The sequence below is a fragment of the Novosphingobium sp. TK71 genome, assembly GCF_055361505.1.
Map to the genome: position 1 here is coordinate 848,747 of NZ_JBSZKA010000001.1, position 19,898 is coordinate 868,644.

Genomic DNA, 19,898 nt, shown 5'->3' on the forward strand with positions numbered 1-19,898 from the left:
GGTGGCCGCGTTCAGCAGACCAGTTCATGGAGCATGCGGGGGGCGTGGATCACCAGTTGGCCTTCATCACGGCTGATGATGCCCCGCCGGATCAGCGCCGCGATCGCGCGCGATGCCGTCTCGCGAGTGGTATTGGCGCTTAGTGCCAGCGTAGTCACGCGTGGCGGAGGCGCGATCCGTTCCCTGCCATCCGCAAGGGCCAGCAATTCGGCATAGACGCGCCCGGCCGCGCTGTATGTCGTGCGGGCAACCATCCGGTCCAGCGCCCGATCGAGTTGCCTTGCCAATAATCGAGCCATTCCGGCGCCAATTTCCGCATCTGCGGCCACAAGCTCGGCGATCTTTGTGGCTTCTGCGCGCAATAGGGTCGATTCTGCGAGAGTGCCGATTTCCGCGCGATGTACGGTCGGAGCCGGATAGGCGCCGAAAAATTCGCCCGGGCCATGCTGGGCGAGTTGCTGACGCTGCCCTTCAAGGCCAAATGTCTCGATCCGAACCGCGCCATCGATCACCAGCCAGCAGTACTGCGAAGGCTCCCCCTGATGCGCGATGATCTCCTTGGCGCCGAGCAACTGCGGAATCAGGACGCGCGAAAGCGACTCGGCCGATGACCGGCCGCATCGAAAAATCGCCCCGATTGCCTCGATTTGCTCTTCAATATCCAACAGTTGCTGCCCCAGGCCGGAACGGCCTCATCCGTCCCACTATCATGGACCTGACCGATTTTAACAGCACCTGAGGAACAGCAAACCAATTCTGATTCGCTGCATGTGCGTGATCCGTGTCACGCGGAATATGGATTCAATCCGTTAGAAAAGCCTTGCGACCCGAAGGCGGCTCCTAACCGAGCAGCCCCATTTCCTGGCCCGAAGGCTTCACGCCTTCGGGCCATTTTTTGTACTTTCGGGGCAGGAGCTGAACTCTCTGCGGCATTTCCGTGACGATGCTGCCGAACTGCAAAATTCCACGCAAGGGCGATCGCAGTCAATTCGACGCCATTTAATGCACCGTTTCGAATCGAAACGCTGTCCAAGAATTCACCGGGCCATTCAACAGCCGCCACCCTCAACCCGAAAAGCGAAGTTCAAGAGCGGTTCGAACAGTCATCCTGCAATACTTCGATGCGGCATCATGTCGGGGTGGCAGCCGAAATGTTGCTCCTCGTAATAATTCATTTCCCATAGCGACTTGCCGATCCGACCCGATTGACAGCTTGCAGCAGCGACCACACTGGCCCGTGCAAATGCGATGCATTCGCATTACTCATCAGGGGGATCAGTCTTGTCGAACACGTCCTATCGCCGCGCGCGCATCCTTTCCGGAGCCAGCCTGACCGCGCTCGCCTGCACCGCGCTTGCCTGCCTTGCAGGCCAAGGCGCCCATGCTGCGGAAGCCGAGGAAAACACCGGCCCGGCGATCGTCGTCACGGCGGCAGGCTATGAGCAGGACATCACCGTAGCCCCGGCCAGCGTCACTGTGCTGGACCGCGAGGAGCTTCAGGAAAAGCGTTTCGGAAGCTTGGCGGAGGCATTGCAGGATGTGCAGGGCGTCGATGTCGGTGGTGAGGCCGGCAAGACCGGGGGCCTCAACATCTCGATCCGCGGGATGCCCAGCGACTATACGCTGATCCTGATCGACGGCCGCCGCCAGAACGCCCCGGGCAACGTCACGCCCAACGGCTTCGGCGAATCCTCGACCAGCTTCATGCCGCCCTTCTCCGCGATCGATCGGATCGAAGTGGTGCGCGGACCCATGTCCACGCTTTATGGCTCGGACGCGATGGGCGGCGTCGTCAACATCATCACCCGCAAGGTCGGGACGCGCTGGGTCGGCACGGCATCGGCCGAAACCACGGTTCAGGGCGACGATCGGTTCGGCAATATCCAGTCGATCAACGGCTTCGTGCAAGGACCCGTCGTCAAGGATCTTCTCGGCCTGACCCTGCGCGGCAGCGTGTTCCACCGCGAGGGCGCGAATATCGAGATACCCGGAGATCCTGCGCTCACGCTTGGCCGCAACCCGGTGGAATCGGATATCTACACTTACGGCGGGCGCCTGAGCTTCACGCCTCATGCCGACCATGATCTCTGGGTGGAGATCGACCGTAACGAGCAGACCTACGACAACAGCAAGGGCCAGCTCGGCACGCTGGGATCGGGCGGCTATTCACCGAGGCAGCAGTTCAACCGCACGAACTACGTGGTCGCTCATAGCTGGCGCACCGGCCTCGGCACACTCGACACCACTCTGACGCGCAACGATACCGAGACGATCGGCCGCCTCATTCCCAACGGCACCCCCGGTGCGACGCCCGGAAGCGCCCGCAATCTCGAAGCCCGCAACGACATCATCGATTCGCGCTTTGCCGGAAAGGCAGGCCCCGTCGCCTTCACGGTCGGCGGACAGTACTGGCGCGCGCAGATGAAGGACGGCGTCGCGCCCGCACCGTTCAAGTTCACCCAGTGGGCAGGCTTTGCCGAAGCGACCCTTACCGTGGTCGACGGGTTCAACCTGACTGGCGGCGCCCGCTACGACGACCATTCCACCTTCGGCAGCAAGTGGTCTCCCCGCGCCTATGCGGTCTGGAACATCAACGATGGCCTGACCGTGAAGGGCGGCGTCAGCCGTGGTTTCAAGACCCCGCGCGTCGAACAGATCGCCAGCGGCATCATCGGTTTCGGCAGCCAGGGCCGCGTACCGCTGATCGGCACGCCCGACCTGATGCCCGAGACCAGCACCAGCTACGAAGCCGGTCTCTACTACGACAGCCACGGCTTCTTCAGCGGCAACGTCACCCTGTTCAACAACGATTTCGACGACAAGATCGCCTCCGGACCCGGCATTCCGAACTGCACGTTCTCTGGCTATACCACCCCTCCAGCGGGCTGCATCGACGTGGGCAACTTCCCCAATGTCGAGCTGTTCGGCCAGTCGATCAATATCGACAAGGCCCGGACCCGCGGTGTCGAAGTGGCCACCCGCTTCGCCTTCACACCGGCGATTTCGCTCTCGGTGAACTACACCTACACCGAAACCGAACAACTCAGCGGCAGCGAAAAGGGGCTCCCGCTGGTGGGCATGCCCAAGCACATGCTGAACGGGAACCTGCGCTGGAAGGTCAGCGAGGAAGCGAGCCTCTGGGCAAGGACCGAGATCCGCTCCGGCCGCTGGCGCGGCAACAATGTCCAGCAGGCAGCGGTGGGCGATTTCCGCAGCTACGAGGTGTTCCACCTTGGCGGGTCGTACCAGATCACCCCCGCCTTCCGTCTGGCGGCCACGGTCTACAACGTGCTGGACACCGACTACGCGGTCTACGTGCCTTATGCGAGCGGCACGAGCACGGTCTACACTCCCGCCTACTCGATCAATCAGGAAGGCCGCCGGCTCTGGCTGTCGGCGACGGTGGATTTCTGAGGCTCAACCCAGACGCGCTCCCTTCCTTTCGCGGGAAGGGAGCGCGTTTGCGCAATCGCCGGAAATAAGACGTGAGCTACTTATTACCTTTCGGAAACAGTTTTAATTAGTCCGACTATTTTATTGTTGTAGAATCCATTCTTCGACGATAACTCCCCGGATATCGGATAAATAATCCGACGTTAGCGCCATCGCTGCGCTGACGTTGCCCCGACAATGGGGAACAGGGGAGAGGGAATCGTGAATAAAGTCAGACTAAGTCTGTCCTGCGCACTCGTCGCGTTCGCTACACCGGCCTGGGGGCAGGCCGTATCGAACGACAAGGACGCCAAGCCTGAAGTCCAGCCCGTTCCGGAAGACGATGCCGCAAAGGAAGCAGTGTCGCCGGAAGACATCATCGTCACCGGGTTCCGTGCCAGCCTGTTCAACGCAGCCCAGATCAAACGCGATTCCGACGCGATCGTCGATGCGGTCGTGGCCGAGGATATCGGCAAGCTGCCGGACAACAACGCGGCGGAATCGCTGGCGCGCGTTTCCGGCATCCAGGTCAGCCGTTCGGGCGACGAGGCCAACCAGGTGCTCGTGCGCGGGCTGCCCGATCTGACGACGACCTTCAACGGCCGCGATATCTTCACCGCGGAATCGCGCGGCGTGGCGCTCTGGGACTTCCCTCCCGGCGCCCTGCGCGCGCTGGAAGTCTATAAGTCCGGCACCGCCGATCTCATCGAGCCGGGCCTGGCAGGCCTCATCAACGTGCGCACATGGCGCCCGTTCGACTTCAAGGGCTTCGAAGTGGCCGGATCGGTTCGCGGCACTTACAACGACCAGTCCAAGAAGTACGACCCCGCCAACGCCAATCTCCAGATCACCGACCGCTGGCAGACCGGCATCGGCGAGATCGGCGCGCTCATCAACTTCGCCTATACCCAACAGCAGTTCCGCAACGCAGCGCGCTGGAACAGCGCCGATGTGCTGGCGCCGGATGCCGGCAATACCGTGGAACCGGAATCGGTCGGCCGCGATTTCGTCTTCCCGGAAGCGGTCGGCGTCTTCTACAACAGCGGCATCCGCAAGCGCCCGTCGATCAATGCGTCGCTCCAGTGGAAGCCCGCGCCCAATCTGGAAATCTACGTGGATGGCCTGTGGCAGGCCTATCGCGGACGTGATGCGAACGACTTCTTCGCGACCTCGCTGCGCTTTGCAGGAGCGCAGCTCAGCAATGTCGTTCTCGATCCCGACGAGCCCAACAAGGTTCTCAGCCTGACCAAGACGGGTGGCTGGCGCCCCGATATCTATCGCTCCACGGTCAATGGCGACACCAATACCTATCAGGGTGCGATCGGCGCGGTCTGGACCACCGGCAAGGCGACGATCTCGACCGACTTCGCCTATACCGACAGCACGTTCAAGCAGACCGAATGGAGCCTGGACTCCGCCCTCACTTCCGCGCCGACGGTGGATGCCGCCTTCGACGTGAAGGGCTCCGCCGCCTTCTCACTTCCCGGCTTCGATGCGACGGATCCCGCCAACTACCAGTTCCGCGGCTTCTTCGACCGTATCTACGTGGGCAAGGGCAACGGCATCCAGTGGCGCGGCGACGTCTCGCTGGAAACCGACATTCCCTTCCTGCCCCTGCTCCAGGTCGGCAGCCGGGTGACGACACGGGATTCGTCGGTGCGTTCGGGTTCGCGCTATGCCTACCTGATGGATCTCGGCATCGGGATGAACGAACTAGGACTGGGCGACATGTCGCTCATCGACAATACCTTCCGGGGCGGCGTGCAGGGCTTCACCCAGTGGCTGGCGCCGAGCCGCTCGGCCGTCCGCAGCAATATCGACGGCCTGCGCGCGATATCGCTTGCCGGATTGCAGCAGCTGGCGCTGATGTATCCGAACGATGCCGGCATCCGCGACAATATCCAGCGGTGGTCAAGCGTTGACGTTCCGCTCGATCCGCTGGCTTCATGGGATGCGAGCGAAAAGACCTATGCCGCCTATGCGCAGGGCAAGTATGCCTTCGACATCGGCGGGGTGGAGATCGGCGGTCTCGTCGGCGTGCGCATCGTCAATACGGATGGCCGCTATTCGGGCACATCGCTGGTGGACGGCGTGCAGACGCCCGAGGAAACGCGCCAGAACTATGTCGACGTGCTGCCCAACTTCAGCACGCGCATCCGCTTCACGGACAAGTTCCAGGTCCGCCTGGCCTATACCAAGACGCGTACACGTCCGACGTTCGGCCAGTTGAACCCGGCCGTGAACATCACCCGCGCGCAGAATACCGGCGGCACGCCGGGCCGCTATGACGCTTATGGCCGCGCCGGCAACCGCGACCTCGCACCGCTGACCTCGCGCAACTATGACGCCACGCTCGAATACTACTTCTCCCCGCGTGCGGCGGCGGGCGTTTCGCTGTTCTATCGCGATCTCGACGGCTTCATCAGCGATTATACGCGCGACGTGCAGGACCCGGTCTACGGGCTGATCCAGGTGGTTCGCCCCGAAAATGCCGGCTCAGGCCGCATCAAGGGCGTCGAAGCCGGGTTCCACAGCTTCTTCGACTTCCTGCCGGGCATGCTTTCCGGCTTCGGGGTGCAGGGCAACGTCACCTATCTTGACGGAAAGAACCAACTGCCCAACGCGCTTGGTCAGGACACCAGGATGGTGGCCATCCCCGGCGTTTCGCACTGGAGCTACAACGCCGTGCTGTTCTATGAACGCGGCAAGCTCTCGACCCGTCTTTCGTACAATTACCGGTCGAAGTTCACCAACTTCTACTCGCCCGACGCCAATGGCAATCTCTACGTGGGCGAAGGAACCAAGGCGATCGCCCGACTGGACTATTCCTTGTCCTACACCGTGATCCCGGCGATCACGATCACGGCGGACGTCAGCAATATCCTGGGCAAGCCGTTCAACAACTACCGCTACTTCAACCAGACCCAGACCTACCCGCGCGACATCCGCTACGAAGGCCGCTACTTCGGCCTCGGGACGCGCTTCCGCTTCTGATCGGAACGAAGGGCGCGGTGTTTCGCCGCGCCCTTCTGTCCATCACGAAGATGCGTTGCGTGCGGTCACGATCCATGCCGCACCGTCGATCATCACCGAGTGCTCGCCCGGACGCCGGGCGAAAGCATCGCGCACTGCTGCTGCGGCGCTTTTTCTCACGTCCGGGGCGGCGTCCGCCAGAGCGCGGGACAGCGGGCCGACCTCGAAGGCCATGTCCACCGCATCGTCGATGGCCCCTTCCCTGCTGGTCCCGAGCCCGAAGGGGATTTCGCGGTCAAACGGCGCGATCGCGATATCCGTGAACCCCGCAAGCGAGAGGATCGATCGGACTCTTTCCCCGTCACCGAACGAAAACGGCCCCGGTGCATCCGGCTCCGGCGGCGGCGAGGCTGGGACGATGCCCTTGATCGCCCCCATCGGCAAGCGCACCCAGTCATTCTCGTCGGCCCCGCGCCAGCAGACGAAGGCTGCCCGTCCTCCCGGTTTCAACGCCAGACGCAGATTGGTGAAGGCCGCGACCGGCTCGGCGAAGAACATGACGCCGAAACGCGAATAGAGCAGGTCGAACCGCCCCGCCCCCAGATCGGCACTGCCCGCATCCTCCAGTTCGAAATCGAGCCCTGTATCTGCCGGGTAAAGCCCACGGGCGCGTTCGATCAGGGCGGCGGAAATGTCGATGCCGGTGACGTGGCCGTCAGGGCCGACACGATCGGCGAGCACGCGGCTCGTCGCGCCCGCTCCGCAGCCGATATCCAGCACCTGTTCGCCCGGCACCGGCACGGCAGCCTCGATCGCGGCGGCTCCGAAATGTTCCAGCATGGCATCGAGACGCGCCTGGTTGGAGACCCAGCGTTCGCCGCTCTTTCCGTTCCATTCGCTCACTCGGTAGACGCTGGCCTGCGGCATGTTCACTCGCTATTTGAGAATTGTTCGCAAATAGCCTATCGAGAGTTTCCGCGATTGGAAAGCGCCAAGCATCGAGCCGGGCCCTGGAGCCGAGCGGTCAGATAGGGAAATGACCCGGCTGCGTCTCGGCGGTGATCCAGCGCAGTTCGGTGAAGCTGTCGATCCCGGCCTTGCCGCCGAAGCGGCCATAACCCGAAGCGCCGACCCCGCCGAACGGCATCTGCGCCTCATCGTGAACGGTCGGTCCGTTGACATGGCAGATGCCCGAACGAATGCGGCGCGCGATGCCGAGACCGCGCGCGGTATCGCGCGTGAACACGGCCGCCGAAAGGCCATATTCGGTATCGTTGGCAAGTTCCACGGCATGGTCTTCGTCCCGCGCCCGGATCACGCCCACCACCGGGCCGAAGCTCTCGTCACGGAACAGCTTCATCTCCGGCGTTACCCCGTCCACGACATGCGCAGGCATGAGAACCTTGTTCGTCGTTTCGCCGCCTACCAGAAGGCGCGCCCCTCGCGCCACGGCATCCTCCACCAGGCTGCGGCAATGCGCGACCGTCTTCTCGTCAACCACGGCACCCAGCGGCGTCGCGCCCTCGCGCGGATCGCCCACTGCCATCCCGGCGACCCTGGCCGCGAACCGTGCCACGAATTCATCGGCCACGGCATCGACCACGATGATCCGCTCGGTCGACATGCAGATCTGGCCCTGGTTCATAAAGGCCCCGAACGCGGCCGCCTTCACCGCCTCGTCGAGATCGGCGTCCTTCAAGACGAGCAGCGGCGCCTTGCCGCCCAGTTCGAGCAGGCAGGGCTTGAGATGGCCCGCAGCGCGGGTCGCGATGATCCGGCCGACTGCGGTGGAGCCGGTGAAGTTGATGCGCTTCACCTCGGGCGCATCGATCAGGGCGCCCACCACCCCTGCGGCATCTGCGGGTGCGTTGGTGACGACGTTCACCACGCCTTCCGGGAACCCCGCCTCGCCCAGCGCCTCCACGATCAGGCCATGCGTCCGGGGACAGGTCTCGCTGGCCTTGAGGATGACCGCATTACCGCAGGCGAGCGGCATGGCGATGGCCCGCACGCCGAGAATGATCGGCGCATTCCACGGAGCGATGCCGAGGATGACGCCCACCGGTTCACGCAGGGCCATTGCAATGCAGCCCGGCTTGTCGGAAGGGATCACCTCGCCGCCGATCTGCGTGGTCATGGCGGCCGCTTCGCGCAGGATACCGGCTGCCAGCGTCAGGTTGAACATTGCCCAACCGGCGGTTGCGCCGATCTCGCCCATCATGGCGGCGACGAAATCGGCCTTGCGCGCCTCCAGCGCATCGGCCGCCTTCATCAGGACCGCGCGACGCGCCGCAGGCCCCGGCGCTGCCCACAACGGCTGCGCTGCCGCGGCACGGGCGGCAATGGCCGGCATTTCGGCAGCGGTCATCGCTGCCGCACTGGAGGCGACCTCGCCGGTCAGGGGGTTGATGCGCTCGAACTGCATGGATGCTCTCCCGGAACTTAGCTATTTTAGATAGCAATGCAGCTCCACCGGCGCAACCATGCCGCAGCGGTCAAACGCGTTCGACAGCCAGCGCCAGTCCCATGCCCACGCCGATGCACAAGGTTGCCAGACCCAGCCTGCCGCCGCCGGCCTCCAGTTGCCGCGCCAGCGTCAGCGCGAGACGCGCGCCCGACATGCCAAGCGGATGGCCGAGAGCGATGGCGCCGCCATCGGCATTCACATGCGGCGCATCGTCAGGCAGGCCAAGCGCGCGCAGCACCGCGAGCGACTGGCTGGCGAAAGCCTCGTTCAGCTCTATCGCGTCGAAATCGGCGATGGAAAGGCCCAGTTGCGCCATCAGCTTGCGGGTCGCCGGAACCGGACCGATGCCCATCACACGCGGCTCCACCCCGGCAGAGGCCATGCCCAAAATGCGCAGGCGCGGCACCAGACCATGGCGCTTCGCCGCAGCCTCCCCGGCAATGACCAGCGCCGCCGCGCCGTCGTTGATGCCGGAAGCATTGCCTGCGGTAACCGTGCCCTCCGGGCCGAACAGCGGCTTCAGCCCGGCCAGCACCTCAGCCGTGGCATCGGCGCGGGGATGCTCGTCAGCAGCGATCTCCACGCTTTCCCCCCGCTTGCGCCCCGGCACCGTGACCGGCACGATTTCCGCCGCAAGGCGATTAGCGGCCTGCGCGGCAGCGGCGCGCTTCTGGCTCCGCAGCGCGAAAGCGTCCTGATCCGCGCGGGAAATCCCGAACTGCTGCGCCACGTTCTCACCGGTGCGGGGCATCGTTTCGGTCCCGTGAAGCGCATCGAGCGCGGGATTGACGAAGCGCCAGCCCATCGTCGTATCCTCGATCTTCTGGTTACGGCCGAACGCGCCTTCGGCCTTGCCCATGACGAACGGTGCGCGGGTCATGCTCTCTACCCCTCCGGCGACAGCCAGTTCCATCTCCCCGGTCCGCACCGCGCGTGCAGCGGCCCCCACCGCCTCGAGACCGGAAGCGCAGAGCCGGTTGACGGTCACTCCGGGGACGGACACCGGCAGGCCCGCCAGCAGCAGGCTCATCCGCGCGACATTGCGATTGTCTTCGCCCGACTGGTTGGCACAGCCGTAGAACACTTCCTCGATTGCGGCCGGATCGAGCCCGGGATTGCGCGCGAGCAAGGCTCGCAGCGGCACCGCGCCCAGGTCGTCCGCACGAACAGCCGCAAGCCCACCGCCGTAGCGCCCGATCGGGGTGCGGACGGCATCGCAGATGAAGGCATGGCTGGTCATGGCGCAGGTTCCTCGGCCCGGGTCGGGGTGATCCGGTCCCGCTCCTCCTAGCAACCCGCCCTTCGCCCCGGCCCCTTACGCGGGAGCGCCGGAAACATTATCACAACCGGGAATTACGCCGTGACCGTCCTCGCGGGGTTTGCCGGTGGCCGGCCCGCGAGGACAGTGCGGCGGCTGTCTGGCCGGGGAACGACACCCGGCGCCGGTCGCAAAGAGGATGCCCATGACCCGTCGCATACATTCGAAAGCGGTAGTCGCCGCGATCTCCCTCGCCGCTTTCGCCGCCGGAACCGCTCATGCGCAGGACGCCGGCACCGCCGAATCGAAACCCGCCTCGCCCGCCACCTTGCGCTACTTCGAGGAAACCACATCCCGGTTGCCGTGGAACGACAGGGAGGATTTCGAACTTGCCAGCCGCGGGTTCATCGCGGGCATTCCCGGCAGAGTGATCGCGAAGGAAGACGGCCGCAGGATCCGCGATCTCTCCGAACTCGACATGTTCAAGGGCCCGCGCCCGGACAGCGTCAATCCCAGCCTCTGGCGCAACGCGCAGCTCCTGTCGCAATCGGGGCTCTTCAAGGTGACGGACCGCGTCTATCAGGTGCGCGGGATCGAACTCGCCAACCTGACCGTGGTGCTGGGGAAGACCGGCTATATCGTCGTCGACACCCTCACCACCGTGGAAAGCGCGAAGGCGGCGATGGACCTCGTGCGCGCAAAGCTCGGCGACCGGCCGGTCGTCGCGGTGATCTACACCCATAGCCATATCGACCATTTCGGCGGCGCTGCGGGTGTCATCGGCGCCGAAGAAGCCGCGCGCCGGAAAGTGCCGATCATCGCGCCCGGCGGGTTTCTCAAGGAAGCGATCTCCGAAAACGTGATCGCAGGCCCGGCCATGAGCCGCCGCGCCACATATGCCTTCGGCCACCTGCTGGGAACCGGCGCCAGAGCCGACGTGAGCGACGGCATCGGCCCGGCCTTCAACCGCCTCGGCATGGCGACCGGCACGGTCCGGATGCTCCCGCCCACGCGCGAAATCCACAAGACCGGCGAAACCGCGACGATCGATGGCGTGCAGCTCGAATTTCAGTACATGCCCAATACCGAGGCCCCTGCGGAGATGGCGATCTATTTCCCCGGCCTGCGCGTGCTGGACATGGCGGAGAACGCCAATTCCTCGCTGCACAACATCCTGACCCTGCGAGGTGCGCAGGTCCGCGACGCAAAGGCCTGGGCGGACGACCTCACCGGATCCATCCGGCTTTACGGCGCGGGTACGGATACGCTCATCACCTCCCATTTCTGGCCGCATTGGGGCAATGCGAAGATCCTGGACTACCTCTCTGCTCACCGGGACATGTACAAGTACCTGCACGACCAGTCGGTAAGAATGATGAACCAGGGCCTGAACGGCACGGAAATCGCGGAGAACCTCAAGCTGCCACCACCGCTTGCCGATCGCTGGTTCAATCAGGGCTATTATGGAACCCTCAGCCACAACGCCAAGGCGGTCTACCAGCGCTACATGGGATGGTACGACGGCAACCCGGCGAACCTGAACCCGCTGCCGCCGCAAGCGGCCGCGCCGAAATATGTCGCGGCGATGGGCGGGCCGGACGCGGTGCTGGCGCAAGGACGCAAGGCCATCGAGGGGGGCGACTATCGCTGGGCATCGGAATTGCTCTCCCGCCTTGTCTTCGCAGAGCCGGACAACCGCGCCGCCAAACTCGCCCTGGCCGACAGCCTGGAACAGCAGGGCTACGAGGCGACAAGCTCGATGTGGCGCAACGCCTTCCTCTCCGGCGCGAAAGAACTGCGCGAAGGCGTGAAACAGGCCGGGTTCGATTCCGTAGCCGGCTCGATCCCCGCACTTTCGCTGGACGAGATACTCAACCTGCTCGCCGTGAGGCTGGTCCCGGAACGCGCCCTCGCGCAGCCGATGACGCTCGATCTCGCGCTGGATGGCGGGAAGGAAGCGCAGCACATCGAAGTGCGCAGCGGCGTGCTGATCCATCAGCCGGTCGGCCCGGGTGTCCCTGCTGCACCCCGGCTCGAAATGACCCGCGCCCAGCTCGTCGCCGCGATCACGAACAAGCCGCCGATCGATCCGCTGGACGAGGATCGGGCCGGACGGCTCAAGGCCTTTCTGGGCCTGTTCGAGGCGCCCAGGGGTACTTTCGGGCTCGTTGCACCCGCACCCCAGGTTGTAAACTAGCATAAGGCCCCATCATATCCGTGAATATGGCCGCCCCCGCGCACTTGGCCTCCTGCCGAAAGGACAGGCAGCCTAAGCCGGGGGGCATGAGCATCACAGTCACCCGCGACGGCCCGGTCGCCATCGTCGCCTTCGATCGCCCACGCGCGAAGAATGCCTTCACCATGGCGATGCGGCGGGATTTCGTCGATGCCTTTGCCGCGCTGGACGCGGATCGTTCCGTCCGCGCCGTCGTCCTTACCGGGAGCGAAGGCAACTTCTGCTCCGGCGCGGATATCGGCGAAATGGGAGACACCGGCCCCGAGGACTTCCTGGCCCGGATGCATCTGCTTCATGCCATGGCCCGCGCGGTGGCCCGCTTCCGCGCTCCGGTGATCGCTGCGGTGGACGGCGTTTGCATCGGCGCGGCGTGGGGCTTCGCCCTCGCCGCCGATATCGTGCTCGCCGGTGAAGAAGCACGCTTCGCCGCCACTTTCCGCCGCATCGGCTATGCTCCGGATGCGGGCCTCGCCTGGTATTTCCTGCGCACCGTCAATCCGATGCGCGCACGGGAGATCGTCTATTCCGGACGCGAGGTCCGTGCCGAAGAAGCCCTCGCGCTCGGCCTTGCGATGGAAGTCCTGCCGGGAGATGCCCTGATGGACCGCGCTATGGAACTCGCGCGCGATATCGCCGATGGGCCCGCCACCGCGCTTCATCTCGCCAAGCGCCAGTTCGCCGCAGCTCCCGCGATGAGCTTCGAGACCTTTCTAGACTTCGAAGCCACGATGCAGCCCCTGCTCGGACAGACCGGCGACCACCGCGACGCCGTGACTGCCTTTCGCGAGAAGCGCCCGCCCCGGTTCAACGGCGGCTGAGCCCTTCCTTCCTGCCCCGATCCCCGCTCTTTACCTTCTGGAGTTTCCCATGATCCGCACGGCCCTTTCCGGCACCATTCTCGAGATCACCCTGGACAATCCGCCGGTCAACGCGCTCGGCGCTTCCGTGCGCGCGGGTCTTTCCGAAGCGGTAGCCCGTGCCGCCTCGGACGATGCGGTAACCGCGATAATCCTGACCGGCGCGGGCAGACTGTTCAGCGCCGGGGCCGATATTTCCGAGTTCGGCAAACCACTTGCCGATCCCCAACTGCCCGATGTGCTGGACGCGATTGAGACCTGTCCCAAACCGGTGATCGCCGCGATCAACGGCACCGCGCTGGGCGGCGGTCTCGAACTCGCGCTCGCCTGCCATTACCGCATTGCCCTTGAAGAGGCGAAGCTGGGCCTGCCGGAAGTGACCCTTGGCATCCTGCCGGGCGCCGGCGGCACCCAGCGTCTGCCCCGTCTCGTCGGCCTGGACGAGGCTCTGCGGATGATCGTCTCCGGCTCTCCCATCGCAGCGGCCAAGGCGGCCGGGATCGGGCTCGTCGATCACATGGTTGCGGATTACGCGGAACTGCTTCCGGCCGCCCGCGAACTGGCCGCTTCCGGCTTGCCCGCGCGCCCTACCCGCTTGCGCGAAGTCTCCGGCGAAGCGGGAAGCGCGGATGCGTTCGTGGCGGCCAACCCCCGGCTGTTCAAGGGCCTCCATGCCCCGGCCGCCTGTGTCGAGGCGGTGAAGGCCGCCGCCGCGCTACCATTTGCCGAAGGCATGGCGGTGGAGCGCCGCCTCTTCCTCGATCTCGTCGCCGGTGACCAGTCCCGCGCGCTGCGCCACGCCTTTTTTGCCGAGCGCTCCGCCGGACGGATCGAGGATCTGCCCAAGGACACGCCCCTGCGCGAGATCGGCCGCGTCGGCATCATCGGCGCAGGCACGATGGGCGGCGGCATCGCCATGAACTTCCTGTCGGCGGGAATCCCCGTCACCATGGTCGAGACCAATGGCGAAGCATTGGAGCGCGGCACCGGGGTGATCCGCCGCAATTACGAAGCGAGCGCCGCCAAGGGCCGCCTCACCCCGGAACAGGTCGAGACGGCGATGGACCGACTTTCGCCGACCCTGGATTTCGAGGCTCTGGCCCAGTGCGATCTCGTGATCGAGGCGGTCTACGAGAACATGGACGTGAAGAAAGAGGTCTTCGCACGGCTGGACAAGGTGGCCCGCTCCGGCGCGATCCTCGCATCCAACACGTCCTACCTCGACGTGGACGAAATCGCCGCAAGCACTTCCCGTCCGCAGGACGTGGTCGGCCTGCACTTCTTTTCGCCCGCCAATGTGATGAAGCTGGTGGAAGTGGTGCGCGGCGCGAAAACGGCGCCGGATGTGATCGCCACCGCCATGGCGCTCGGCCGCAGGATCGGGAAAGTGCCGGTGGTTGCGGGGGTCTGCTACGGCTTCATCGGCAATCGCATGCTGATCCCCCGGCAGGACAATGCCCTGGCCCTTATCCTGGAAGGGGCCAGCCCCGATCAGGTGGACAGAGTCCACACCGATTTCGGCATGCCCATGGGACCGTTCCAGATGACCGACCTCGCCGGGGTGGACATCGGCTGGCACCGCGATCCCGCCCGGATCGAAAACCTCAAGGACGCCCTTTGCGCACAGGGACGCTGGGGCCAGAAAACCGGTGCGGGCTTCTATGATTATGACGAACAGCGCAAGCGCACGAACTCTCCGGTCGTCACCGCCCTGATCGAGGAATTTCGCGAGCGCGAGGGCATCGTCCCGCGAGAGATTGCAGACGAGGAAATCGTTGTGCGCACGCTCTACACGATGGTCAATGAGGGGGCAAAAATCCTGGAGGAGAGGATCGCCCAGCGCGCTTCCGATATCGACGTGGTCTGGCTCCATGGCTACGGCTGGCCCCGCTGGACCGGCGGCCCGATGTTCTGGGCCGGTGAGACAGGCCTTGCCAGAATCGTCGAGGCGCTTAACCGCCACGCAGACCGTCTCCCGGCCGATTTCACTGTCTCGCCCCTGCTGCGCGACCTTGCCCGGCGCGGGGAAGGCTTCGCATGAGCGCCCCCTTCAGCTTCACTTACGGCCCGCGCGTGACCTGCGGTGAAGGCAGCGCCAGGCGGGTTGCCGACATGCTGCCCGACGGCCCGGTCCTGTTCGTCACCGATCGCCAGATCGTGTCGCTGGGACTGGCGGAACCGGCGCTGGAAGCGCTGAGAACCTCCGGTCGGCCAGTCGCGGTTTTCGACGCGGTGGAAGCAGACCCCTCCCGGGCCACGCTGGAAGCCGTCGTGGCAGCGGGGCAGGACATCGCGGCAGCCGGTGTCGTCGGTTTCGGCGGTGGCAGCCCGATGGATGTCGCAAAGCTGGCAGCCTATTTGCTCGGCTCGGGCGATGACCTCGACACGATCTGGGGCGTGGGCAATGCACGCGGCACCGGCCTGCCGCTGGTGCTGATCCCGACGACTGCCGGCACCGGTTCCGAAGCCACGCCGGTTTCGATCATAACCCTGCCCGGCGACGAGAAGCGGGGCGTATCCTCACCCGCGCTGGTGGCAGGAAATGCCGTGCTCGACCCCGCGTTGACGCTCGGTCTCCCCAGCGCCGTGACGGCCGCCACCGGCATGGATGCGATGGTCCATGCGATAGAAGCCTATACCTCGCGGCATCTCAAGAACCCGCTGTCAGACATGCTGGCCCGGGAGGCGCTGACCCTGCTCGCAGGCAATCTCCTCATCGCCTGTACCGAGCCCGCCAATATCGCCGCGCGAGAGGCCATGCTGCTCGGCGCGCATCTGGCGGGAGTGGCCTTCGCCAATGCCCCGGTGGCGGGGGTACACGCCCTCGCCTATCCTCTCGGAGGCCGGTTCCACGTTCCCCACGGCCTGTCCAACGTGCTCATGCTGCCCCATGTGCTGGCGTTCAACATGAGTGCCGCATTGCCGCTCTACGCCCAGCTTGGCCCGCTGGTCGATCCGGAGCTGGCAGGACTTGGCGGGCAAGCGCAGGCCCAGGGTCTGCTTGAAGCGCTGCGGAACATGGCCGAAACGGCAGGAATGCCATCCCGTCTGGCCGAAGTGGGCGTTTCCCGCGCCGATCTCAACAGGCTTGCCGCCGACGCCATGTTGCAGGAACGCCTGCTGCGCAACAACCCGCTCCCGATCACGCTTGACGATGCGCGTCAACTCTACGAGGCAGCACTATGAGCCGCGAACCCTTGCGCCCGCGCGAAACCTATCGCCACTTCACACCGATCACCACGCGCTGGCACGACAACGACGTCTACGGCCACGTCAACAATGTGGTCTACTATTCGTGGTTCGACACTGCCGTGAACGCATGGTTGATCGAGGCAGGCCTGCTCGATGTCGAGAACGGCAATCCGATCGGCCTCGTCGTCGAAACCGGCTGCCGCTACGCCGCTTCGGTGCAGTTCCCGCAGAAGCTGGAAGTCGGCATCCGCGTCGCCAGACTGGGTTCGAGCAGTGTCACCTACCACCTCGGCATCTTCGTGGAAGGTTCGGGAGCAGCGGCCGCCGAGGGGCATTTCACGCATGTCTACGTCGATCGCGATAGTCGTAGGCCGGCGCCCTTGCCAGAGGAGTGGCGAATGCTGCTTCAAACGATAACTTGATATTGATTATCAAAAGCAAATTGGTTGCATCCTTTGCAGTGAACTCCTAACTCGGCTCAGGGCCATGTTCCCGGCCCGGCAACGAGGAGTAGGCTGCGGCCATGGATATTCGTCGCGAATCCGACAGCATCGGTGAAATCGAAGTTCCCGCAGCCGCCTACTGGGGTGCGCAAACGCAGCGCAGCATCGAGAATTTCCCCTTCGCATCCAGCGAGCGCATGCCTCTTGCGATCGTGCGCGCCCTTGCGCGCGTCAAACTGGCAGCGGCACGGGTGAACCGCGCCCACGGCCTTGAAGGCGGGCTCGCCGATGCCATCGAGGCCGCCGCTGCGGAGGTGGTGGAGGGCAAGCTCGACGACCAGTTCCCGCTCGTGATCTGGCAAACCGGCAGCGGTACCCAGAGCAACATGAACGTCAACGAGGTCATCGCCGGGCGTGCCAACGAAATCCTCAGCGGCCAGCGCGGCGGCAAGTCCCCGGTTCATCCCAATGACCACGTCAATCGCGGACAGTCCTCCAACGACAGTTTTCCAACCGCGCTTCATGTCGCGGCAGTCGTGTCGATCGAGGACGACCTCGTGCCCGCGCTGGACCGGCTTACCGCGTCGCTCGATGCCAAGGCACAAAGCTGGCAGGACATCGTGAAGATCGGCCGCACGCACTTGCAGGATGCCACCCCGCTCACCCTCGGGCAGGAATTTTCCGGCTATGTGCAGCAGCTTCGCGATGCCTATCAACGCATCCGCGATGCCGAAAAGGGCGTGCTGCGACTGGCGCAGGGCGGTACGGCGGTCGGCACCGGCCTCAATGCCCCGGAGGGCTTCGGGCTGGCTGTCGCCGCCGATCTCGCGGAGCAGACCGGCAAGAACTTCGTCCAGGCGCCCAATACATTCGAGGCGCTCGCCAGCAATGACGCGCTCGTCCAGCTTTCCGGCACACTCTCCACCCTCGCCGTCGCGCTCACCAAGATCGCCAACGATGTGCGTCTGCTGGGTTCAGGCCCGCGTTCCGGCCTCGGCGAACTGGATCTCCCGGCGAACGAGCCCGGCAGTTCGATCATGCCCGGCAAGGTCAATCCGACCCAGTGCGAGATGCTGACGATGGTGGCCGCGCAAGTCATCGGCAACCATCAGGCCGTTACCGTCGGCGGGCTGCAGGGAGCATTCGAGCTTAACGTGTTCAAGCCGATGATTGGCGCGGCGGTGATCCGCTCGATCGATCTGCTCGCCACGGGCATGACCAGCTTTGCCGAACGCTGCGTGGACGGGATAGAGCCCAACCGTGCGCGTATCTCCGAACTGCTCGAACGCTCGCTGATGCTGGTGACCGCGCTTGCGCCCGAGATCGGCTACGACAATGCCGCCAAGATCGCCAAACATGCTCATGCAAAGGGCCAGACCCTGCGCGAGGCGGCGCTGGAGCTCGAACTCGTGGACGATGCGACTTTCGACCGGCTGGTACGGCCCGAAACAATGGTCTGAAGGAACGACCGGTTAAGGCTATCAGCCTTCAGGAAGCGGCGGCGCGCTCAAGGAAAGCGCCGCCACTTCCTGTTTCAGCTGTTGCCCCCGACCTCAGGCTCCTGCGGCAGCATGAGCGAAAATCGGCAGCGAAGCCCCTTCGGATCGAACTCCATCGACGACTGGCCCTTGTCGGCCGCAAAGCTGCGTTCGATCAGACGGGTACCGAACCCGCGGCGGACCGGCGGCGAGACCATCGGGCCGCCGCTTTCAAGCCACTCGATCACCAGCCTTCTGCCGTTTTCCTCATCCAGAATTCGCCAGTTTATCGCGATTTCCCCCGAGACCGACGACAGCGCGCCGTATTTCACGGCATTGGTCGCCAGCTCGTGCATGGCCAGCGCCATCGATACCGAGGCGTGCGGCACGAGCAGCACCGACGGGCCATCGATGCGCACCCGGTCGATGGCCGATCCTACCGCAGCCGCAACCGTGCCGCGCACCGTCACGCTCAGTTCCGCAGGTTGCCAGCTTCGTTCGGTCAACAAATCGTGCGCAACGGCGAGTGCCCGCAGCCGCCCCTCGAAAACCAGTCTCGCGTCGGCAAAGGATTTCGGGTCGCGGAAGGACTGGGTGGCAAGGCTCTGCACGATGGCGAGCGTGTTCTTGACCCGGTGGTTAAGTTCGTCGATCAGCAATTGCTGCCGTTCGACCGCTTCGAACTGCTCTGTAACGTCCTGACCCTGCACGAAAATCTGTACGACCGAACCTCGCTCATCAAGGATCGGCTGATAGATGAAATCGAGATATCGATCCTCGAAACGTCCGGTCCGCTCGCTCTCCAGAGAGACCCGGGAACCGCGTCCGATATAGGGGATCCCGGTACGATAGACCTCGTCGAGCAGGTCGACGAACCCCTGCTCCACAACTTCCGGCAAACCTTCCGCCACCGTCTTGCCGATGATCGGACGGCCCGCCGTCAATTGGCGATAGGCATTGTTGGCGATAGTGAAGACGTGGTCCGGCCCATCGACGATGGCGATGAAGCCCGGTGCCTGATCGTACATCGTCTTCAGACGCTGACTTTCCGCCGCCAGGTCGCGATTACGGGCCTGCACTGCCCTGGCGCGCTCGACGACATGCTTCTCGTCCCGCAATTGCCGCAGCCCGTGAAGTTCGGTCACGTCTACGGTGTGCTGGAGAATATGCGCCACCTGCCCGTTGCTGCCGAACAGGGGGGTGTGGGTTGCACTCCAGTAGCGACGCTCCATTCCGCCATCGGCGCGTGGTATATCGTAACGAACAAAGGCCAGTTCATCGGCACTGGCCGTTTCAAGGACCCTCTCGAAGGAAGCCTTTAGCATCTCATGACTTTCCGACCCCGGCTCGCTCGGGAAAGCCTCGAAAATGCCCAGGCCGGTCAGTTCCTCCCGGCTCCGCATGGTCGCGCGCGAATAGGCATCGTTCAGCCAGGCAATATCGAGATTGCGGTCAACGACGATGTAGGGGTTGGGAGAAAGCGCGAAGAGCGCCTCGAAATCGATGGACAATCAGGGCTCCATGCCTTCACGAAGAGCCCGTGCGCCCCGCGACGACAAGCA

The 19,898-nt window shown here is 64.5% G+C and carries 13 protein-coding genes; 8 read left to right on the top strand and 5 right to left on the bottom strand.

Translation table 11 applies throughout. From position 1 onward, the window contains the following. Window positions 1-11: 11 nt before the first annotated feature. Window positions 12-572, bottom strand: coding sequence for a Crp/Fnr family transcriptional regulator (locus tag ACXJ16_RS19985; RefSeq protein ID WP_324699637.1), 561 nt, complete (start codon window positions 570-572; stop codon window positions 12-14). Window positions 573-1,281: 709 nt separating this feature from the next. Between ACXJ16_RS19985 and ACXJ16_RS19990 the strand changes: the two genes are divergently transcribed. Beyond that, the gene (locus ACXJ16_RS19990) at window positions 1,282-3,414 is read left to right on the top strand and encodes a TonB-dependent receptor domain-containing protein (RefSeq protein WP_463923128.1); all 2,133 of its coding nucleotides are present in this window, start codon (window positions 1,282-1,284) and stop codon (window positions 3,412-3,414) included. A gap of 240 nt (window positions 3,415-3,654) precedes the next feature. Next, complete coding sequence (locus ACXJ16_RS19995) at window positions 3,655-6,426, top strand: TonB-dependent receptor (RefSeq protein WP_231636264.1); 2,772 nt, start codon at window positions 3,655-3,657, stop codon at window positions 6,424-6,426. A gap of 42 nt (window positions 6,427-6,468) precedes the next feature. Here ACXJ16_RS19995 and ACXJ16_RS20000 read toward each other — a convergent pair whose 3' ends face one another. The 3 genes from ACXJ16_RS20000 to pcaF form a co-directional block, all read right to left on the bottom strand. After that, on the bottom strand, window positions 6,469-7,332 hold the full coding sequence (locus ACXJ16_RS20000; protein WP_463923129.1) for a class I SAM-dependent methyltransferase: 864 nt from the start codon (window positions 7,330-7,332) through the stop codon (window positions 6,469-6,471). A gap of 97 nt (window positions 7,333-7,429) precedes the next feature. After that, on the bottom strand, window positions 7,430-8,830 hold the full coding sequence (locus ACXJ16_RS20005; protein ID WP_463923130.1) for an aldehyde dehydrogenase: 1,401 nt from the start codon (window positions 8,828-8,830) through the stop codon (window positions 7,430-7,432). 70 nt (window positions 8,831-8,900) lie between these two features. Further along, on the bottom strand, window positions 8,901-10,112 hold the full coding sequence (pcaF, locus tag ACXJ16_RS20010; RefSeq protein ID WP_463923131.1) for a 3-oxoadipyl-CoA thiolase: 1,212 nt from the start codon (window positions 10,110-10,112) through the stop codon (window positions 8,901-8,903). 223 nt (window positions 10,113-10,335) lie between these two features. Here pcaF and ACXJ16_RS20015 point away from each other — a divergent pair, with 223 nt between their 5' ends. The 6 genes from ACXJ16_RS20015 (at window position 10,336) to fumC (ending at window position 18,318) form a co-directional block, all read left to right on the top strand. Beyond that, window positions 10,336-12,327 carry an alkyl/aryl-sulfatase gene (locus tag ACXJ16_RS20015; RefSeq protein ID WP_463923132.1) on the top strand — a complete coding sequence of 664 codons (1,992 nt, stop codon included), beginning with the start codon at window positions 10,336-10,338 and terminating at the stop codon, window positions 12,325-12,327. 86 nt (window positions 12,328-12,413) lie between these two features. After that, window positions 12,414-13,184 (top strand): enoyl-CoA hydratase/isomerase family protein, encoded by a 771-nt coding sequence (locus ACXJ16_RS20020; protein WP_463923133.1) that lies wholly within the window; start codon window positions 12,414-12,416, stop codon window positions 13,182-13,184. A 49-nt stretch (window positions 13,185-13,233) separates the two neighbouring features. After that, window positions 13,234-15,264 (top strand): 3-hydroxyacyl-CoA dehydrogenase NAD-binding domain-containing protein, encoded by a 2,031-nt coding sequence (locus ACXJ16_RS20025; protein ID WP_463923134.1) that lies wholly within the window; start codon window positions 13,234-13,236, stop codon window positions 15,262-15,264. Further along, window positions 15,261-16,409, top strand: coding sequence for an iron-containing alcohol dehydrogenase (locus ACXJ16_RS20030; RefSeq protein ID WP_463923135.1), 1,149 nt, complete (start codon window positions 15,261-15,263; stop codon window positions 16,407-16,409). Before ACXJ16_RS20025 ends, ACXJ16_RS20030 begins: the two co-directional genes overlap by 4 nt. Beyond that, a complete protein-coding gene (locus tag ACXJ16_RS20035; RefSeq protein ID WP_463923136.1) occupies window positions 16,406-16,837 on the top strand; it encodes an acyl-CoA thioesterase in 432 nt (143 codons plus the stop codon). The genes ACXJ16_RS20030 and ACXJ16_RS20035 overlap by 4 nt, the downstream gene beginning before the upstream one ends. A gap of 101 nt (window positions 16,838-16,938) precedes the next feature. Further along, entirely contained in the window at window positions 16,939-18,318 is a 1,380-nt protein-coding gene (gene fumC, locus ACXJ16_RS20040) for a class II fumarate hydratase (protein WP_463923137.1), read from the top strand. Between the two features lie 74 nt (window positions 18,319-18,392). Here fumC and ACXJ16_RS20045 read toward each other — a convergent pair whose 3' ends face one another. Continuing rightward, window positions 18,393-19,847 (bottom strand): sensor histidine kinase, encoded by a 1,455-nt coding sequence (locus ACXJ16_RS20045; protein ID WP_463923138.1) that lies wholly within the window; start codon window positions 19,845-19,847, stop codon window positions 18,393-18,395. Window positions 19,848-19,898 lie beyond the last annotated feature (51 nt).

Bases quoted from the DNA above. Each gene is read 5' to 3' on its own strand.
- ACXJ16_RS20000 (WP_463923129.1), bottom strand. From the start codon at position 7,332: ATGCCGCAGGCCAGCGTCTACCGAGTGAGCGAATGGAACGGAAAGAGC.
- ACXJ16_RS20005 (WP_463923130.1), bottom strand. From the start codon at position 8,830: ATGCAGTTCGAGCGCATCAACCCCCTGACCGGCGAGGTCGCCTCCAGT.
- pcaF (WP_463923131.1), bottom strand. From the start codon at position 10,112: ATGACCAGCCATGCCTTCATCTGCGATGCCGTCCGCACCCCGATCGGG.
- ACXJ16_RS20015 (WP_463923132.1), top strand. From the start codon at position 10,336: ATGACCCGTCGCATACATTCGAAAGCGGTAGTCGCCGCGATCTCCCTC.
- ACXJ16_RS20020 (WP_463923133.1), top strand. From the start codon at position 12,414: ATGAGCATCACAGTCACCCGCGACGGCCCGGTCGCCATCGTCGCCTTC.
- ACXJ16_RS20025 (WP_463923134.1), top strand. From the start codon at position 13,234: ATGATCCGCACGGCCCTTTCCGGCACCATTCTCGAGATCACCCTGGAC.
- ACXJ16_RS20030 (WP_463923135.1), top strand. From the start codon at position 15,261: ATGAGCGCCCCCTTCAGCTTCACTTACGGCCCGCGCGTGACCTGCGGT.
- ACXJ16_RS20035 (WP_463923136.1), top strand. From the start codon at position 16,406: ATGAGCCGCGAACCCTTGCGCCCGCGCGAAACCTATCGCCACTTCACA.
- fumC (WP_463923137.1), top strand. From the start codon at position 16,939: ATGGATATTCGTCGCGAATCCGACAGCATCGGTGAAATCGAAGTTCCC.